Raw genomic sequence first — 18,571 nt, 5'->3', positions numbered from 1 at the left:
TAAAAGAAATTGTTTTTATTTAGTAATTTATTAATATTATAAATATTTTATTTAAAATATTTTGGTTAAACATAAAATTAAAATATATAAAAATATTTTAGGGAAGGGAAAACATGAATAAAATAAGTAAATATATTCTATCCATGTTAGTGTTTTCACAGGGAGGGAGTCCCAGCATCACCCCACATACCTTTGCTACTGGAAAACCATCGCAACAACAGCAGACGTCCGGGGATATACAAGAACAGGGGACCTCCTCGGTGGAAGGGGTATATTACACGCAACAGATACAACAGCTAGGGACGCGGATAGAGAATCTGACACAGCAACAGCAGGAGTGGATGCTACCTGAGGAAATCAATAGCCTAGGGAAACATCAGATACAATATCTATCATCCCCTAAGGTAGTACAGCAGATAGTACGACCCGACCTAATACAGCAGTTGCGTTTCGAGCAACTGGGATGGATAGCCCCCTGGCAGAGCCATCATCTCACCTTCGAACAAAAACTAGATCTACCCAAATGGGAACGAGGGCAACAGAAGTACCTGGAAAAAGTGCAGGAGCAAATGCCACAAGCTCAGCGAAAAAAAATGTGGGAGTTGGTACAGAACCTAACACCTCAACAAATACGAAACCTAAAATTGGAACCTGGAGAATTGCCACCTCAATTGTCCGAGGAACAGAAGAGGAAATTACTCAAGGGGGTACTGGAAAAAGCCCTGAGCGAAAACCCGATGGTACATTCGCCTATTGTTGGCTATGGGGGGGAGGAACAAAGAATGTCCCCCTCTGCAGAGTCAGAATCGACCCAAGTACCATCGCCGCAGGAACGATATGGGAAGGAGATACGGAAAAATCCGGAAATGCGATTACAAGCCATACAAAGTTTGTCTAGTCTCCCCCCTGAAACGGCACATAATATGTTGCAAAATTTGATAAAGTATTTCACAATAGAAGAGCTTCATATTTTGACACAGGAAATAAAGGTGTTACCGGAACCCCTGCAATGGTATTGGACAAAGGGGATAGAGGTACGATTACGAATGGAACAGGATATATCCCATCTCCCCCCTGGAATGACACATAATATGTTACGGAATTCCATAAGGTATTTCACTCCAGAGGAACTTCATATTTTAAAACAGGAAATAAAGGTGCTACCGGAACCTCTGCAACGGTATTGGGCGAAGGAGATAGAAAAAGTACAGCATTCGATAAAGTATTTCACTCCAGAGGAACTTCATATTTTGAAACGGGAAATAAAGGTGCTACCAGAATCCTTGCAACAATACTGGGCAAAGGGGATAGAAAAAGTACAGCCAGGGCCTTCCCAATCCAGTAGGGTGGAGAATGATGGTTCATCCCCCACCCCTGAGATAGGAAAAAGGGGGGAAGGATCACGGCAAAGCCAAGAAGGGGGGGGGGGCAAAAAATAAAACTAATGCCCTCCCCCCTAGCAGTGCTGAGGCTAAGCGATCCTTGTCCATTGCCAGAAAAGAGGAACCATCTGTACGAAAAAAACAAGGATCACGAAAGGATCAAGAGGTAAAGGAAAAAACCAATACCCCACCCCGCGAAAATATAGCAAATGAGCAATCCATGGGGGGAGGGGAATCATCATGGGTACGAGGGAGTCGGGGACTGCAACAAAACAAAAGGGAAAAGCATGCAGATGGAGAACAGGCAGGGGAAAAATCCCATAGAGCCCCCCTCAACAATACGGCAACCAAACGATCCCTATACACCATCGCGGAGGAGACATTGCCACCGTCGGTACAGGAAAATCAGGGACTATGGACGGATCAAAGGGGAAAGCAGGTAGTAGGAAAATCCAGGCCCCTCCCTTTGGATAATGATGAGAATAGTAAACACACACCCCCTCCTACTGGGAAAAAGGGGGACCCCCCATCGAACCTGGGGAGTCAGGAATTACAGCAAGAAATTCAGGGGAGGAAACAGGAAAGAGGGAACCTATCCATTTCCCGCACGAACCATACAAAGGAGGAACCACCATCATTCCCCCCTAAAACCCAGGGGTCTCTGCAGCCGCAATCACCACGGAAACAACAGCATTCACCCCCTACCATTGTAGAGGCGAATAGGATCACAATGGAAAACTCCCCACATTCCCAATCCAGGAATTCTCCCGGTGCCCACCACACAATACCCACTTACGCAGCGGTAGTTCAAACAGATCAACAACCTCCTCGATCCGATCCATCGTTACAACGAGCAAACCAGGAATTACAGAGGTTACCCCTCCCTTCACTACCGGGAGGGACACAGGATTCGGGAGGACCCAATGAGCAGGAGTTGCATTCGTCCCCATCGAAAGAAGTAGAGCGGTTCGATGCAACGAGTAGGACGGTGCATGGAACATCAGAAGGGGGACCCACGGTTCACAATATGTCATCAGCCCCTACGGTCGATCCCCCATCCCCCAATCGTGGAGCTGTAACATGGGAAGAACAGCCCACTTCTGGTCACAATACGGATCGTGGACAACGGCAAGGGTCCTCCCGTTCCCCTAGCAACAAAACGGATCATCCATTACTCCAACAAGTGAACCAGAGATTACGGGGGTTATTTCTTTCCCCACCACCAGAGGGGACACAGAATCCAGGACCCAATCAGCAGGGGTTGCATTCGTCCCCATCGGAGGAAGTACAAAAGTTAGATGCAACGAGTAGGACGGTGCATGGAACATTAGGAGGAAAGCCCGCAGGTTCTACTATGTCATCAGCCTCTACGGCCAATAATCCCCCATCCCTCAATCGTGGGACCACAACGTGGGAAGAACGACCCTCTTCCGATCACAATGCAAATCGTGGACAACGGCAAGGGTCCTCCCATTCCCCTACCAACAAGACAGGTCCAACATTGCAACAAACGAACCAGAAATTGCAACGATTATCCCCACCACCAAAGAAGGCACAGGATCCAGGACCCAATCAACAGGTGTTGCCCCCGTCCCCGTCGGGAGGAGTACAGCAGTTGGGCACAACAGGTAAGCTAGCCCCATCAGCAGGGCATACCACAAATCATATGCCACCAACTCATACAACCATTCCCCCAACTGATCATCCATCTCACTACCGTAAGACCGTTACGTTTTGGGAGCAACACCCTTTTGGTACCAAAGCAGACAACGAACCATACCAAGGCCGTCCCTCAATCCATCATCCCCCCCCTCCCGAGTGGAATGCAGAAGTAAAGGACCCTTCATTCCCCTTATCTGCGAAGGGAAAATCATCCCAAATGAAGTCCCCACCCCCGTTATCATCCGAGATCACGCCGCCACAAATAGGATCCCTATTCCTCCCTCGTCCTAGAGTTGCACACCCAGCGCAACCCCCAGCAGTCTATCAAATTTCCCCCCAGGTACAATCCGTAGTTCCCCCACAAGTTCCTCCCTATCGGATGCGATCCATGGTTCCTCCACAGGTTGTTTCCCACCAGATGCAATCCATGGTTCCTCCACAAGTTGTCCCCCCCCACATGCAATCCATGATTCCTCCACAGGTTGTTTCCCACCAGATGCAATCCATGGTTCCTCCACAAGTTGTCCCCCCCCACATGCAATCCATGATTCCTCCGCAGGTTGTCCCTCCCCACATGCAATCCATGGTTCCTCCACAAGTTGTCCCTCCCCACATGCAATTCATGGTTCCTCCACAAGTTGTCCCTCCCCACATGCAATCCATGGTTCCTCCGCAGATTGTCCCCCTCCACATGCAATCCATGGTTCCTCTACAGGTTGTCCCTCCCCACATGCAATCCATAGTTCCTCCACAGGTTGTCCCTCCCCACATGCAATCCATAGTTCCTCCACAGGTTGTCCCCCCCCATATGAACCCTATGATTCTCCCACAGCAGATACAGCAAATTCATATCCCCCCTATGCATATGCAAATAGAGCGAATGCAACAAATGCAGCAAATACAACAGATACAAATTCAACAGATGCAGACCCAACACGCGCAGCAGATCCATGAAATACATCAGATACAGAAAATACAAAAGATACAGCAAACTCAACATACGCAGCAGATACAAAAGCTGGAGGGGTATTCATTATCCCCCTATCCTAGTGGTAGCAGGGGGAGTGAATCAGGGGTGCGTAACTCCCCATCATTGGGTCTTTGCAGTAGCGGGGTTGGGAAAAGATTGTCGGGAGTTTGTGATAGTGTTCGTAGTAGAACCAAGGTTCATGCTAAGGGAAGAAGAATTGGATACAAGATAAAGGGTATTGATCAAAAGAGATGGAGAGGCGGTGGAACCGGCATGAGGACAACGCGTACGATATAGGATGGGGGATTGTCCCCCTTATGTATAATTCCTCCCGTTAGTAGGAGAGGAGTGAGAAGGGGTACCCCCCAAGGGACGTCACAGTCGGGGAGTTATGGAATTCCCTAGGGACACCCAAGAGGAATGCCTACCCTTCCGTTCCCATATACCACACCCCCGGAACCTTTTTGGATTACGGGGGTGTCTTTTCCAGTTGTCCCTATCGGTTTAAATCCCTAACGAATATTCCCCCAAACGTCAACTCTCAGGGGGATTTCCTCCCTCTTTCCACGTATTATAAGATGAGCTGGATTGCAGTGGAATTTTCACGGGGGGTGAATGAATAGCTGATTACAAGTCTCCACCTGTAGAAGTGTACGAGGTTAGGGATAGTTCATCCTGCGCCCTTATGCGTTTTCTCCTCCGGGGTCGGGGCGGTGATTTTTGGGTCCCCTTTGGATCGTGAGTTCCTTCCATACAGACTACAGTTGACTTGTAAGCAAATTGGGCCTGTTGTCCTTTCGCAGCCATAACCCAAGATTCTGTCCAGTCTACTGACATAATATGAACCCCTAACAATAAAATGAATGAATATTTTTCTAATTTACCTATTCTAAAAAAATTCCTATTCAACGACTCCTCTGGTTCGGACACTTCTTCTTCCACCACAGAATCCCCCTAGCAATTTCTCCACTTCGTTATCTCTATTGAAAATTTTCTGTGTTCTTAATTACCGACATGGAAGAAATCATAAAAAAATACTTCCCAATCAGCAAAATACTAGAAAAACAGAAATGATCCACAACGAGGATCGTCCTGGCAATCCAACAACAAGTGTGCAGACAACCCAAATTGGGGATCTATCGATACAAGATAGATATAAAAGGGTAGTAAATTAAAATGAAATCCAAATACCACTACCACTACATTATCAATTATAACATACATTTAATAAAATATATAATATTCTTTCTATGGGCATTACCACAGTGCCGGGGATCAAGATTGGATTCTTATACCCCATCTCCTATACCCCAATGACATGAACTCTTCCGTGCGAAAAGGTATCTTGTCCCCTAGATTCCGTTTAGAACCCTCTTCCCTCTCTCAGACGCTCTAAATCCTGATAAAAGTCAGAGGTGTTGATCGTAATACCCGGGACATTCACCAGGAATTCACGGATCACCGATTCCTGTATTGTGGACGTGGTATAGAGATCACAGTTCGGAATTCTTCGCCGAAGCGGGAACCGTACAATGGATTGGATTCCGAGGTCAGGATTGTTACAATTGTAGGGTAGGAATTTTTAGGACCTGTTGGTATTTCGGTTTCCCCTTTTCCAATGGCTTTGCGATTTGTTTTTTGCTATAAAGTAGGAGATAAAAAACCATGCTGGATCTGATCTCGCTCTTTTTGCACCCGTTTTAGCGTTATTGTCTACAACCGGTAAGGGAAGGGGTCATGGGAGGAATCTCAATGTCTTTAGTTTCTTCTGCCTACGGGCAAACTCAGGAAGATTGGTCCCAGGAAATGGAACGGAGGAAACAGCCCCCATTCCGTGCCCAACAGATTTGGCAAGGTTTATACGAAAAAAAAGTGACAGCCTTTGCTGATATCACGAATCTACCGCGAGATTTGAAAACACAGTTGGATTCCTCCTTTGATCTTCAGCCGTTACGCTGTTTGACAAAGCAGGATTCTGCAGATGGTACCGTCAAATTTCTTTTTGGATTGCGTGATCATCATGCAATCGAAACCGTTCTCATGCGTCATGAGTACGGGATCTGTGTTTGTGTGACAACACAGGTGGGTTGCCGTTTAGGTTGCAAATTCTGCGCCTCTGCCCTTGGTGGCTTGAAACGTAACCTTACGGTAGGTGAAATTGTTGCCCAGGTGATGGAGGTTGAACGATTTCTGTCCCCCTGCGGGGAGCGTGTGCGTTCCGTCGTAGTGATGGGTATGGGTGAGCCGATGGAAAATTATGAGGCAATGGTACAGGCCCTGTGCATCATTATGAAGGGTTTTTCCATTGGTCAACGACGCATTACCGTTTCCACTAGCGGTTTAGTACCGGAAATTTATCGTTTCACTCATGAACCATGGCAAGTGGGTTTGGCTATTTCGCTGCATGCCCCCGAACAGGATCTGCGGGCAAATCTCATGCCCATCGCGCGTCGTTATCCGCTTTCTGAACTGATGGCTGCCTGCCGGTACTATGGGCAACAAACACGACGTAGACTCACCTTTGAGTATGCTTTGATGGACGGACACAATGACCAAAAGGAACATGCCCATGCGTTAGGTAAACTCCTGTCGGGTCTATGCTGTCTTCTCAATTTGATTCCAATCAACAGCGTTCCCGAGCGTGGTTTCAAACGCACACCACACCAGCGTATTCTAATGTTCCGGAAGATCGTTGCAGGTTATGGGATAGCAGTAACCATTCGACGTGAACATGGACATGATATCGATGCGGCATGTGGCCAGTTGCGGCTGCGTAAGGGTACGGACGATTTCCCGGTTGCGAAGGGCACAATGATGGGATCAAAAGAGGATCGGGGACAGTAGAACGGAAAGCGTTCCCTAATGTCCCCCAATTTTGACCTAATCATGGTTCATAATCCCGCGTAAAAAGGGCAGTCGGCTCAGGGAAGGGGTAGCCCCGTGATGGAGATGGTACAGCGAACCGATATTGGGCACGTACGCAGCCACAATGAAGACCGAACCAGTTTGACACGTACTGCCTGTGGTACGATCCTTGCTTTGGTAGCCGACGGCATGGGTGGGCACCAGGCGGGGGAATTAGCAAGTCGTTACGCCGTGGAAACGATTCAAGGGGTATTTGTTCCCGATACGTTGAAGGTTTCGACGGATGAGAAACGAAATAAGCTCTTCCAATCTGTGCAAGCGGCCAATCGGAAAATTTTCGAGTTGGCCCAGGGTGACCCCAATCTCCTCGATATGGGTACGACGGTTTTAGCCTCTCTTGTCGATGAGCATGAGATTGTCCTCGCCCATGTGGGGGATAGTCGGGCTTATTTGTTGCGCGGAGAACGATTATACCGTCTGACTGTGGATCATACCTATGTGGAAATTCTCAAACAGCATGGCCAAATTACGGAAGAGGAGGCCAAAAACCATCCCCAACGGCATTGGATCGTGCATGCCGTGGGTACAAAGAAGGAGGACGTGAAAGTCGACATTGTGAATACACCCTGGGAAGAGAAGGACATACTTCTCCTCTGTTCTGATGGCCTCACTGCTATGGTGGAAGACAGGGAGATTGGTTTGTTCCTCGCTTCGCGGACGATGACGTTGGAGGAAAAGGCTGATTCCCTCCTACAGCGCGCTCTGGATGCTGGTGGTACAGATAATATTTCTCTAATCCTCTTGCGACATACAGGAGCATCATCCTCTGACATCTAGTAAAGAGCAAAGGGAGGAACGAGAGGTGGCCATGCAGATGTTAGGGAAAAAGCTAAGAGGGCGTTATGAGATCATCACCCGTGTTGGGGGCGGGGGCATGGCTGCGGTGTACAAGGCACGTGATTCTCTACTCAATCGATACGTTGCCATCAAGGTGCTCAACGAATCACTGAGTAATGATTCCGAATTCGTACGTCGCTTCAGCCGCGAAGCCCAGGCAGCAGCGAGTTTATCACATCCTAATATCGTCAATGTGTATGATGTAGGATACGACGGATACACACATTACATCGTGATGGAATTGGTAGAGGGACCCACCCTAAAACAGTACGTTCGTGCCCGGGCTCCCCTGAGTACAGAAGAAACAACAACGATTGCTGTTCAGATATGTGACGGGCTCATTCATGCGCATGAGAATCAGATTGTGCACCGTGATATCAAGCCCCATAACATTCTCCTGGGCAGTCGTGGGAGGGTAAAGGTTACCGATTTTGGGATTGCCCGTGCCGCTAGTTCAGCTACCATCACTCAAACAGGTTCTGTCATGGGATCCGTTCACTACTTCTCCCCCGAACAAGCACGGGGCGAATCCATTGATTTGAAATCCGATCTTTATTCGTTGGGTATCGTCTTATATGAAATGTTGACAGGTCGCCTTCCCTTTATGGGTGATGCCGCTATTAGCATTGCGTTGAAGCATCTCCAAGATCCCGTTGCGGACCCGCGCGAATACAATCCGGATATATCAGAAGAAGTGGTAGCTATTCTTCTGCATGCTTTGGAGAAGGACCCTGAGCTGCGTTTCAACTCTGCACAAACCTTCAAAAGAACTCTTTTACAGGCCGTTCCGATGGACCGCCATCAGGAGTTACATTGGCAGAATTTTGAGGTCCCTGAGTCATCAACCGACGACGGACAACGGAACCAGAGTGAGGATTACCTTACAGACAGTGGCTTACCCCTTTCCTCGCGCTCTTTCCCCCGAAGAAATAGTGTCACAGGGGACACACGGTCTACGGTAGACCCTGTAGAGGGTACGATTTTACAGAAAACGACAGCCTGGTTGGGTGTAGTGGGTCCACAACGCTTGCCACTTTGGAAAAGGGCACTTTTTGTTGTTTTTACTATGATCGTAATTCTGGTATTAAGCGTATGGGGATTCATTGCCCTATGGAATTTTATACGGAATGATCCTACGGATACTAAAGACCCTTCCCTTCAGGGGGATGTGTCCAGCTCTTTGAGGCTCCCCCGTTTTTCCACCCGGGACGAGGCGAGAAAGTTCGCAAAGGAGAGAGGACTACCTTTGCCCGTGGTTTATTCTATCTATCATCCGGGAACGGATGCGGGGGCTATTTGGAAACAGCAACCTGCCCCAGGACAAATGGCCAGCCAACGGGATCCTATACGGCTCTTTGTAGGGGCAATGTACCCTGGGGATGCTTCCATGGATGGTTCCCCTATAGAAGGGTCTGTTGTTAAAAACTATGTGGGGGGATATGAATCCCGTGCTACAAAGGATGGCGCAACGGTTAAGTACTGTGATGCTACCGGTATTTATCCAAACCCCACGAGAGCCCATGTAGTTGCGCAATCACCGCCAGAAGGATCTCCCTCAGTGGGTAGTGAGACCTTACAGGTAATCGTCCATATACCAGGTACTAAGAGTTGCAATGATGTTTCATTCGATTGAATCGGAGTGCGGGGAGAAAATCGTGGAGGGACAAATTGTAACGAGTGTAAGCGGCGTGTACGGGGTTTTGACAGGGGATGGGAGTAGGATTGATTGCAAAGCACGGGGTGTATTTCGTTGTAAGGGAAAAAAGATTCACCCCCTCGTGGGCGATTATGTGCAATATGATACTCATGCAACGAACAGGGATGGTATGGGCGTAATTGTAGCCGTTCAGCCACGCCGGAATGAACTTCTCCGCCCAGCCGTTGCCAACGTAGATGTGGTACTTGTTACCGCCTCGTTGGCCTCGCCACCCGTCCACACCCTAACATTGGACCGCCTACTCGTCCAGATCGAGAAGGTAGGACTTGAGGTTCTGTTGATTTTTACAAAGACCGATTTAGTGGATGAGGAAACTGCCCTCATCTTTTACAATATCTATGACGGGGTGGGATATCCCGTCTTCCTTCTGGGGGCGGATAGAAGCATCCGACAAGTTATTGAGACACTTTCGAAACTGTTGTGCGGTCGTGTGGCAGTGATGGCTGGGGAATCCGGAGTTGGTAAATCCACCCTTCTCAATCATCTTCTGCCAGACCATAGATTACAAACAGGTGAAGTAAGTCGTAGACGCCCTCGGGGTCGTCACACAACAAGAACGGTAGAGTTGTTCCCCCTCCCCGGTGGGGGACAAATAGCAGACACACCAGGTTTTAGCCAATTGGAACTGGAAATTTATCACCCCCAGGATTTGGCTGAGTGTTTCCCTGAGTTTATATGGGTGAAGGAAGAGAGTGTTTGTCGTTTCCGGGCCTGTTTGCATCATAATGAGCCTGGATGCGTGATCCAGCAGGCTGTGCAGCAAGGTACCATTGTCGAGAGTCGATACAATAATTATCTCCACATGCTTGCAGGAATTCGCCCTCGCTATAAAAGGGGTCGATGAGTATGGTTACGGTTTTTCCCTCCCTACTGGCAGCGGATTTTTCCCGTCTTAGAGAGGAGATAGAGGATGTTGAAACAGCAGGTGCTGATGGTTTGCACTTGGATGTAATGGATGGACATTTTGTTCCCAATCTTACGTTCGGTCCACCCATCATTTCCTCCCTCCGTAAGGTTACAACCCTCTACTTTGATCTCCATCTGATGGTGAAAGAACCCGATCGTCTATTGGATGCTTATCTCGGGAGCGGTGCGCAACGTATCACAGTTCATTATGAGACCTCTCCCCATCTCCATCGTTTGCTGCAATGTATTCGCTCCTGTGGTGTCGAAGCAGGCGTAGCGCTCAATCCTGCTACGCCTGCTTCCATGATAGAACCGATTTTGGACGAGCTTGATATGGTTCTTATTATGACAGTGAATCCAGGGTTTGGTGGACAAGCCTTTCTGCCCTTCGTGTTGCCTAAAATTGAAAGGATCCGTTCGTTGGCCCCCAAGCTACCCATCATGGTGGACGGTGGTATCGATGCAGCTACAGCCCCACATGCAATTCGGGCAGGGGCGAATGTACTGGTAGCAGGATCCGCTGTTTTTGGCCAGAGTGACCGTGGGGGGGCGATAGGAAATATCCGCTGTAGGGAGGATACATGAAGTGGAAGGGGGAAGGAGAAGGGCCATCGTGATAGCGGGTGGTGAATGCAGTTTACGGGAATTGAATGAATATTGTACACCATCCGCTATAGTGCTTGCTGTTGATGGGGGTTTGTACCATCTGTTGGCAGCCAATTTATTCCCTGATGCCCTGATTGGTGATCTCGACACTCTAGATCCCGCTCTTAAGCGATCCATTCAGGATACGAATATACCTATTCACATTCTTCCCCATGATAAGGATATAAGCGACACTCATGCCGCCTGTCGGTTGGCTATTACCATTTATCAGGCAAATGAGATTATCCTGTTGGGCGCCTGGGGGGGGCCAAGGGCTGATCATGCAATGGCTAACGTCATGTTGTTGGAATGGCTAGAACGAAGGAATATACGCGCCGTGTTGCTCCATCCCACGAATCGCTTCCGTCTGTTGCGGGGTCCCGGTAGCCTATGGATGGGGAAGAATGGAGGGTATACCCATATCTCTCTATTGCCGCTTACAGATACGGTCCAAGGGATTGTACTCGAGGGGTTCCAGTATCCCCTGGATGGTGCTGCGTTACCGCGTGCCCCTGTCTACGGTTTGAGTAATCGTTTGATAGCGCCCTTTTTAGGTCGATTGTCCATTCAATTCGGTGCTTGCCTCGTGATAGAAAGCCAGGATCAGGATACCTAAGTACCAAATGAGGTGCTTATGGGGTGGGTTTGAATGGTTGATCTAGTCTAGAATTCATCCAAAAATTATCTTTCTGCTGATAAAGAAAATGGAGGGGTACGAACAAACCGGTAGCACCCCATTGTGGGTGTGAATTTTTGAACAAGGTTTTCAGAGGGGATTTCCCCCCACTTTTGGGACTTCCTTCTCGGATTCCTATGCACAAAATTTTTATTATTAAAAAAAATAAAATTTATATTTGAATCCTGGTCCCATTCCTATTCTTTTTACGTATTTTTATGTATTTACCAACTACTTATCCCCATCCTACTTTGTCAAAAGAGGTAGCAGATTCCTATTCTTTTTTACTCATCCTCCTCCTCTATTCCATAAAAATAAAAAAATATGGATACAGAGGAGAGTATAAGCTCATGACCCACTGACACTTTTACCACTCTACCAGCTCCTGTTTGCAGTAAGAAAATGGAGAACTATCTCCTGGGGCGTTTGCAATGTTTACAAAATTGGAAGTATCAACGGAATTGACCGCCAAACCAGTTGAGTATCTAGTCTTGTACGATAAAAACTGGGTAAATTTTAGTATAGAAAGAACTTGGACATGGTTGGCTAACTATGAGAAAGATGAATATCTAGAGCGAAAAGACGATCAAAGAGATGACAGGAACGCCGCAAAATCATCAGAAATGGCTATCGAAAGCGGGCACCTTATATACCCATAAGAGTCCTATTACCCATCTAATTCCACGGTTACGAAACGGCAATTTTCAGTCCGTGGCTAGCAGATCCCTACTTTCGTTATGACCCCTCCCTGTTAAAAGAGCTCGTTTCCTTTCGAACAGACGGTGTATCGTTGGGAGGTCCTGGCAGGACAAACGGAGTGGATATTCGGCAAAAAGATTCCCCGTTCAACCCTTTCCCAACGTTTTATTTTCCAATGTGACAGCCGCCTGGATGCGTGGAACCCTCGCTCCCTACAGAGCCCCGCGAGAGTGTTCGGTTCTGTGAGGGTCTCGGTTGAAATACCGGATCTACCCGACCTCGCATCTCTGTTATTAAATTAAAAATATTTATTTTTTATAAAGGGAGGTTGATAATGTTGCAATATGTTACAACGGTTTTTTTAGGGAGAGCATTGCTTCAGGTGTTGCTGGTTTTTTTTGTTGTGAGATTTGATCGTGTTTATCTTCAGAGGGATATAATGTTTAGGAGGGATTTTCCTCAGAAATTCTTCTGGTTGCATCGCAAGGCGATAATGGATGTTTTCCTAATGATTTTATATATGATTTGGATGGTGTACCATTTATACTATCTTGTACCTGCTTTTATAGGAGGAGGATCTCTGTCCGAACGACCTTCCCATTCGCCGATATTAGATCAACTTTTCTTTTTTAGTAGTATTGTTATTTACTTATTATTGGGTATATTTTTTATGTGGTCTACGTTCCGATCATATATAATGTCTAAATTACACCTGGATCCCCAACGATACGTTCATTGTATAATGGTATGGTGGATGCTTTCCTGTGTAACTTATTCTATATATTTTAGATATTTTCAGCCAGTTACTATGTATGACCATTGGGATCGAATAACAAATCATATATTTTCATTTATTCTAGGGTGTAAAGAGGTGCTGTTGACTGTACTTGCTGTAGGTTGGGGTGTTTCTCGCAACTGGCGGAAGGTATTAGCCCGGCTGGGAATGAATAACAAACCCACAATAATGGGCTTTTTGTGGACTTGTGTTCTTGGGACGGTTTACATTCTTTTTAATTTATTAATATATAAATTTTTATATATTTCATATTCATCTGGCCAATTTGTTCGCCCATCGATTGATTGGTTGAGTAGCGTGCTAATAATGGTTATTCCAGCGATTGGGGAGGAGCTATTTTTTCGGGGTGCCCTTCAACCACGTGTGGGTATTTGGATCACTAGCATTTTGTTTACTATAATACATTTTCAGTATAATTGGTTTGGGACTCTTAGTATTTTTTTGGTTTCCCTGATATATGGATGGTTGGCTTCTCGTTATTCAATATGGTTATCTATAGGATTACATATGTACAATAATTGGCTATCTGTGTAGTGGGATGCGAACAACCTTCTATCATTATCTTTTTGTGGGTGTGAATTTATGGATAAGGTTTTCGAGGAGGATTTTCAGGACCAATTTTTCGGTTGCATCCCAAATTTGGTATCGCCCCCCAAAAAAGGTAATTTTAGGTTCCTTATCCTTGCTCACTAAAATGCCCCCCTGGAGGTATTTTTTAACGGGTCTCCGTACTTTAATGGTTACGGAACCAGGAGGACCTAGGATGGTCCTATTTTTTATGGTTCATAATAAAAAAGACAACGGAAAGAATTGAATCAGCATACCCATACTGCAATGTTTTGCTCAGTATAAATGAATTTAAAATTGAATATGTTCCATTCTGAATATGGATCTGGAGTTTTCATTGTACTTTTCGGGAAAAATGAATAATGTGTAGACACCACGTTGAAATTTTTATGAGAATACCCTACTATGGATATGCTAAATGTTTCTGTAGGAGGGACATCCATGATCCACCAAAGAAGATAAGAAAATGGATCCTATATGTACCGTGCCCCCCTCTAACCAATGAAGTGGAACTGATAAGCCTAGAGGAAATAGAATCCGAGTATGAGGATATGAGAACCATCCGATCTGTACTTAAATCAGTGGTCGAAAAACCCTCACCCGAAACCCAGTGTTCCTGTAAAAAATCCCGAGAAAAAGGGCAAAAGTTAGTCAAAATAGGTTTTGGTAGCTTCCGAACCTTTCTTCACCCAAAATGCGACTCATGGATTCAGGAGTCAAAACTGGAACCGCAACGGTGGAAATGTAAGTACCGTAAGCAGCCCAAGCTGCGGACCATTATTGTGTGCCAAGGGACGGTGCTCTGACCAAGCATTACTTTCAAATACATTTGCCTAATAGGAAAAGGGAATTGGAGGATCGGGCCCTAGAGGATGCAGAATCACGGAATGGGCCTATACGTATTGGTATGGATGATGTATCAACCCGTAAGGGACAGAGGTATTTCACAACCATCCATGATCAGGATTCAAGAGCTGGCCAAACTTCGGACCCAAAATATCCTTGGGCTTTTTTTCCTAATTCTGGATTGTAAGAATGGGTTAGGTGGGGATCCCGGGTTTCCCGAATCCTCACAGGAATACCTGATTCCCTAGGATGGACGATTGGCAATAGACTCTAGGGTATCCGTTATTGCTCCCATATTGTGGGTGTTAATACAATGTCGATATGGGAATCTGTTTGAATGATCGAAAATCACTGAACATATAGATTGGAGATGCTTTTTTGAAAACGTCCTGTATGAAAAAGCTTATGATTGTGTCTGTTGTTTCTTTGTTTAGCACCCCCTTGATTTCAACAGCTAATTCAGTTCAAAAGCCCCCCAGTGGGGAGCAACATATTTCATCAGAAAACCTAACGCATGACATACTATCCTCTGAATGAATAGATCCTGAATCAAGATTAAGGGAGATCGAAGTGACAGAGCAAGAACTTTCCAGTGATGTGTCTGAACCTATAAGGGAACACATGAAACAACCACTCAAGGAGGAATTATCGGAAAAATTGCGCGAAAAAGATATGAGAGTGGATATCCAAAGTGCCCGATTGTCTAAACTGGTTCCAACAACAGATACTTCCAAGGAAATACAGAATAATTTGAAGGATTCCCCCCTGTCTGCCTATCTTATGCGGCATATGATTGTGGATAAGGCAAGTGGGCGGGAGGTGGGTACCTTGGTTTCACAGGTTGATGAGTCACTTTTTCCTCCGGTGGCTTTTTTCATCAAGTATAACAAAAATGATGTGGGTAGCCTCTATGCTATGTCCGCTTATGCCGAGGGGGGGATGGATATATCCCCAAGGCGAACTAAGAGGGACTGGACCTGGGGGGATACAGTGGATTGTGGGATAGCAGCGGCTGGTCTTGGGGGCGTTGGCGCCCTAGTCGATTCGTCGATTCATCGAAGAAATATCGTAAAGATAGGGGGTCTTTAAGAAGGTCGTCCGTAAAGTAGCGCTTAAGAGCGCTGTGCGGCTCATTCCCGTGGTGGGTCCTTCAATTGCTGCTGGGTCGGGTGTCGTCTGTATAGGGAAAAAATTGAAATGGTGGTTATAATAATGCTTGCACACATCCAGAGACTCTCCCTGGGGCGGGTTATTGTTGTGGATTTGTGGATGAAAACATTTGTCTGATCATTATGGGGTTATGAAATGAGGGAGGGATAAATCCGGCACGTAATCTCTCATGTATGTGAATCAAGGGTTTGTACCCTTTAAAGAAAGGCCCAATCTCCAAGGAATACTGAACCACATCTACGAAATTCAAGAGCCAGCTCTTTGCATAGTGAAAACCGCTATTCAGGGATTCATCCTTGCTATATACAATTAAAGTAACGATGGGTTGAGTGTTTAAGACAATGGGGAAGGGTTTCGGGGCATTCGGATCATATACAGGAGGGTTCTTAAAATCCGTCTTGGGCCTCTCCAGCCCCAATCTTTCACCCAATGGGTCTAGCTGGTTTCCCCTCTACTATTTCCTTCTGGATATTTGTTATTAGTCCTCCCTTCTCTACCCCAGGGAAGGTTGTGGTCTATCCCTATGCTGAGTTGTGTGTGTCAAGAAGTCGTTCAAGAGATGAAGGTTGCTCGGCCCTTCGTAACCGGCTGGTAGGTAGCAGGTTACAAACCGCCTAGTGCTGCTGGGGTTAAAGTGCCCTGGTAATGAGCGATCTAGGAAAAGGCAGGGCATGACCCTGTCCGGTGTGAATCGGGAAGATCAGCGAAAGCGAACCGTTCGAAGACGCATCGAAAGGCATAGTCCATGTCAAAACCGGGGTGGGCAACCAACGTCGGGATGAACCGTGGAGGACGACCTATCTACTGCCCCGGTGGCATACGGTGTTCAGGCGGGATGAACCCGATTTAGGCTCTTGATCGGAACTTGAGAGTCGTCGTACGGCGTCTGGCTGTCGCCAGATGTATAAAGGGCCGAGGACAAACCGAGGTTCCGTGCACGAAGTCGGATCAGCTCATAGTAGTGAGGAAGCTTCTGTAATGGAAGTGGAGCGAAGGGGCTAACTCATCCTGCGGAGGACAGTTAGATGAGAACTTTAGTGGTAGATCCACTGGAGGAGATCACTGGAACCTCGGAACAACATCCCCATAATCGAAGTAAGACCTAAGGGGTCTGAAGATTGGGATGGGATGAGGAGAGCCGGATGATGCGAGAGTATCAAGTCCGGTTCTGTGAGAGACTCGGCTGAAATGCCGGGTCTACTCGACGTACCTTTCAGAATGACATCTCTCGACTTTGTGTTGGTTTCCTCTCCTCCACATTTTTCGTTTTCTTCACATTTTTCGTTTTCTTCACATTTTTCGTTAGCCTTCAGATCAAGGCTGACCTGACCACAAAGGGGCGTCAGAGATGGGTTGTATCCTCCCCTACAGATGAGGATGGATTAGAAATGAATGAGGTTGGATCGATTCCCTATATCCAGTGTTTGCAAGAAGGGGTTGCTATTAGATATTATAGTTGGCGTTCTAGTAGGGGCTATATTTCTCGGTCGTAGTGATGGTAGTAGGAGAACCCTCGTGGGTACCCTGGTGGGAGCTGCCACCGGCGCAGCTGCGCTCATTGTGGTGAGATGCTTGATTTTTGATATATTGTGGTCGCATCCATTATTTGTCCCAATATTTTTTAATTAGCTCCTCGGTGGGGTCATTGGTACCTAATTAATGACCATGGGCCTAGAGAGCCCCCCTATTTCCTTGGACTTTGGGAAATTCACGGGGATGGCTCTCACTACTGGATGTTTGTCATTGTTTTCCTTTCTTACCTCTAAGAGGGTTGTGGTTTATCATTGTGTTGGATAGGATATTCCCTACTTCCTACAATGGCACCCCTGGCCTCCGTGTATTGGTTTTCCCACATTCATCGTTGGCATTCGGACTATAGCCCGGCTCAACTCCATCGTAAGGGATTGTCATAAACGGCCCTATTCCCACCACCCACGGGATGAGGATGGATCAGAAATGAATTGGCTGGATCGATTTTCCGTATCCAATGGTTGCAAGGAAGATTTGTCGTTATGCATTGTAATTGGTGCCCTAGTGGGTGCTGTAGTTCTTGCCCGTAAGGGTATCAGGGGTGTCCTTATAGGAGTTGTTCTTGGTGCAGCCTTCAGCGTAGCTGTGCGTATCGTTGTGAGATGCTTGATTCTTGATATATTGTGGCCGGATCTATTCCCTATATCTGATAATTATAAGGACTGGGTGTTAGCAAGTACTATGTTTTGTGCCTTCACGGTGTTTTCATCTAGCGACCGTAGTATAAAAGGACTTCTTGCGAGCGCCACTGTCGGTGCTATCATTGGTGCAGTGCTGGGCATCATAATAGGATACCTAATCCTTTGATATATTGTGGCCCTGAAAGTCTTCGAATCGAAGGATCTCAACCGGGAACTTGGCTCAAGGGTGGTGAGATTTTCCTGCGGAACATCCCATTTTCTCCAGGGCTCTTTCCTTTTGACCGTTAATAGCTATCATAGGGGAAGTTGGCTGGATCTTCTCCCTGTGCCTGGTAGCTATATTGTGTGGGGGAGGGTTGTTTGGTGCTATTTGTGATGCTATATGTGGGTATAGTTTGGGGTCGTGGGACCATGCTCCAGGGGAGCGTCCGCCCCTTGATCCCTTGTTACTCCAAAACTACCTGGGCCGGGGATCTTAATCCAATCGGATCGGTGATGATCATAAGGCTCATCTCTCGGTCAAAGAAGGATCGTGGGCATTGCTGTGGAGTGCGTTAGCCCCACAATTACCCTAGCGGTATTAGGAACAGGAGGTAAAACTC

15 protein-coding genes are annotated in these 18,571 nt (G+C 46.8%); 14 read left to right on the top strand and 1 reads right to left on the bottom strand.

The window, feature by feature from the left end; translation table 11 throughout:
* The first annotated feature begins 113 nt into the window (after positions 1 to 113).
* Both PPRES148_RS01990 and PPRES148_RS01985 read left to right on the top strand, forming a co-directional pair.
* Positions 114 to 1,439 (top strand): hypothetical protein, encoded by a 1,326-nt coding sequence (locus PPRES148_RS01990; protein WP_149452996.1) that lies wholly within the window; start codon positions 114 to 116, stop codon positions 1,437 to 1,439.
* A 43-nt stretch (positions 1,440 to 1,482) separates the two neighbouring features.
* Complete coding sequence (locus PPRES148_RS01985) at positions 1,483 to 4,311, top strand: PAT1 family protein (RefSeq protein ID WP_149452995.1); 2,829 nt, start codon at positions 1,483 to 1,485, stop codon at positions 4,309 to 4,311.
* Positions 4,312 to 4,641: 330 nt separating this feature from the next.
* Here PPRES148_RS01985 and PPRES148_RS01980 read toward each other — a convergent pair whose 3' ends face one another.
* The gene (locus PPRES148_RS01980) at positions 4,642 to 4,959 is read right to left on the bottom strand and encodes a hypothetical protein (RefSeq protein ID WP_149452994.1); all 318 of its coding nucleotides are present in this window, start codon (positions 4,957 to 4,959) and stop codon (positions 4,642 to 4,644) included.
* Between the two features lie 807 nt (positions 4,960 to 5,766).
* On the opposite strand from PPRES148_RS01980, the gene rlmN reads away from it, so the two are divergent.
* The 12 genes from rlmN to PPRES148_RS01925 all read left to right on the top strand — a co-directional run bounded on the left by rlmN (position 5,767) and on the right by PPRES148_RS01925 (position 18,135).
* The gene (gene rlmN, locus PPRES148_RS01975; RefSeq protein WP_149452993.1) at positions 5,767 to 6,858 is read left to right on the top strand and encodes a dual-specificity RNA methyltransferase RlmN; all 1,092 of its coding nucleotides are present in this window, start codon (positions 5,767 to 5,769) and stop codon (positions 6,856 to 6,858) included.
* A 99-nt stretch (positions 6,859 to 6,957) separates the two neighbouring features.
* Positions 6,958 to 7,716, top strand: a complete 759-nt coding sequence (locus PPRES148_RS01970; RefSeq protein WP_246142944.1) for a Stp1/IreP family PP2C-type Ser/Thr phosphatase — start codon at positions 6,958 to 6,960, stop codon at positions 7,714 to 7,716.
* A gap of 37 nt (positions 7,717 to 7,753) precedes the next feature.
* Positions 7,754 to 9,409, top strand: coding sequence for a Stk1 family PASTA domain-containing Ser/Thr kinase (gene pknB / locus PPRES148_RS01965; protein WP_149454188.1), 1,656 nt, complete (start codon positions 7,754 to 7,756; stop codon positions 9,407 to 9,409).
* A gap of 22 nt (positions 9,410 to 9,431) precedes the next feature.
* Positions 9,432 to 10,337, top strand: a complete 906-nt coding sequence (gene rsgA, locus PPRES148_RS01960; RefSeq protein WP_246142876.1) for a ribosome small subunit-dependent GTPase A — start codon at positions 9,432 to 9,434, stop codon at positions 10,335 to 10,337.
* Between the two features lie 2 nt (positions 10,338 to 10,339).
* The gene (gene rpe / locus PPRES148_RS01955; protein ID WP_149452991.1) at positions 10,340 to 10,984 is read left to right on the top strand and encodes a ribulose-phosphate 3-epimerase; all 645 of its coding nucleotides are present in this window, start codon (positions 10,340 to 10,342) and stop codon (positions 10,982 to 10,984) included.
* A gap of 1 nt (position 10,985) precedes the next feature.
* Complete coding sequence (locus PPRES148_RS01950; RefSeq protein ID WP_187820390.1) at positions 10,986 to 11,660, top strand: thiamine diphosphokinase; 675 nt, start codon at positions 10,986 to 10,988, stop codon at positions 11,658 to 11,660.
* 1,093 nt (positions 11,661 to 12,753) lie between these two features.
* Positions 12,754 to 13,749 carry a CPBP family intramembrane glutamic endopeptidase gene (locus tag PPRES148_RS13235; RefSeq protein ID WP_149452989.1) on the top strand — a complete coding sequence of 332 codons (996 nt, stop codon included), beginning with the start codon at positions 12,754 to 12,756 and terminating at the stop codon, positions 13,747 to 13,749.
* A gap of 395 nt (positions 13,750 to 14,144) precedes the next feature.
* A complete protein-coding gene (locus PPRES148_RS10515; RefSeq protein WP_223127914.1) occupies positions 14,145 to 14,588 on the top strand; it encodes a hypothetical protein in 444 nt (147 codons plus the stop codon).
* A gap of 44 nt (positions 14,589 to 14,632) precedes the next feature.
* Entirely contained in the window at positions 14,633 to 14,815 is a 183-nt protein-coding gene (locus tag PPRES148_RS01940; RefSeq protein WP_149452988.1) for a hypothetical protein, read from the top strand.
* 383 nt (positions 14,816 to 15,198) lie between these two features.
* A complete protein-coding gene (locus PPRES148_RS01935; RefSeq protein WP_149452987.1) occupies positions 15,199 to 15,717 on the top strand; it encodes a hypothetical protein in 519 nt (172 codons plus the stop codon).
* Positions 15,718 to 17,190: 1,473 nt separating this feature from the next.
* Positions 17,191 to 17,427, top strand: coding sequence for a hypothetical protein (locus PPRES148_RS01930; RefSeq protein ID WP_149452986.1), 237 nt, complete (start codon positions 17,191 to 17,193; stop codon positions 17,425 to 17,427).
* Positions 17,428 to 17,754: 327 nt separating this feature from the next.
* Complete coding sequence (locus PPRES148_RS01925; RefSeq protein WP_149452985.1) at positions 17,755 to 18,135, top strand: hypothetical protein; 381 nt, start codon at positions 17,755 to 17,757, stop codon at positions 18,133 to 18,135.
* Positions 18,136 to 18,571: the final 436 nt, after the last annotated feature.

It is taken from the genome of Pasteuria penetrans, assembly GCF_900538055.1.
Taxonomy (GTDB): domain Bacteria; phylum Bacillota; class Bacilli; order Thermoactinomycetales; family Thermoactinomycetaceae; genus Pasteuria; species Pasteuria penetrans.
This window is presented reverse-complemented; position numbering and strand designations above follow the sequence as displayed.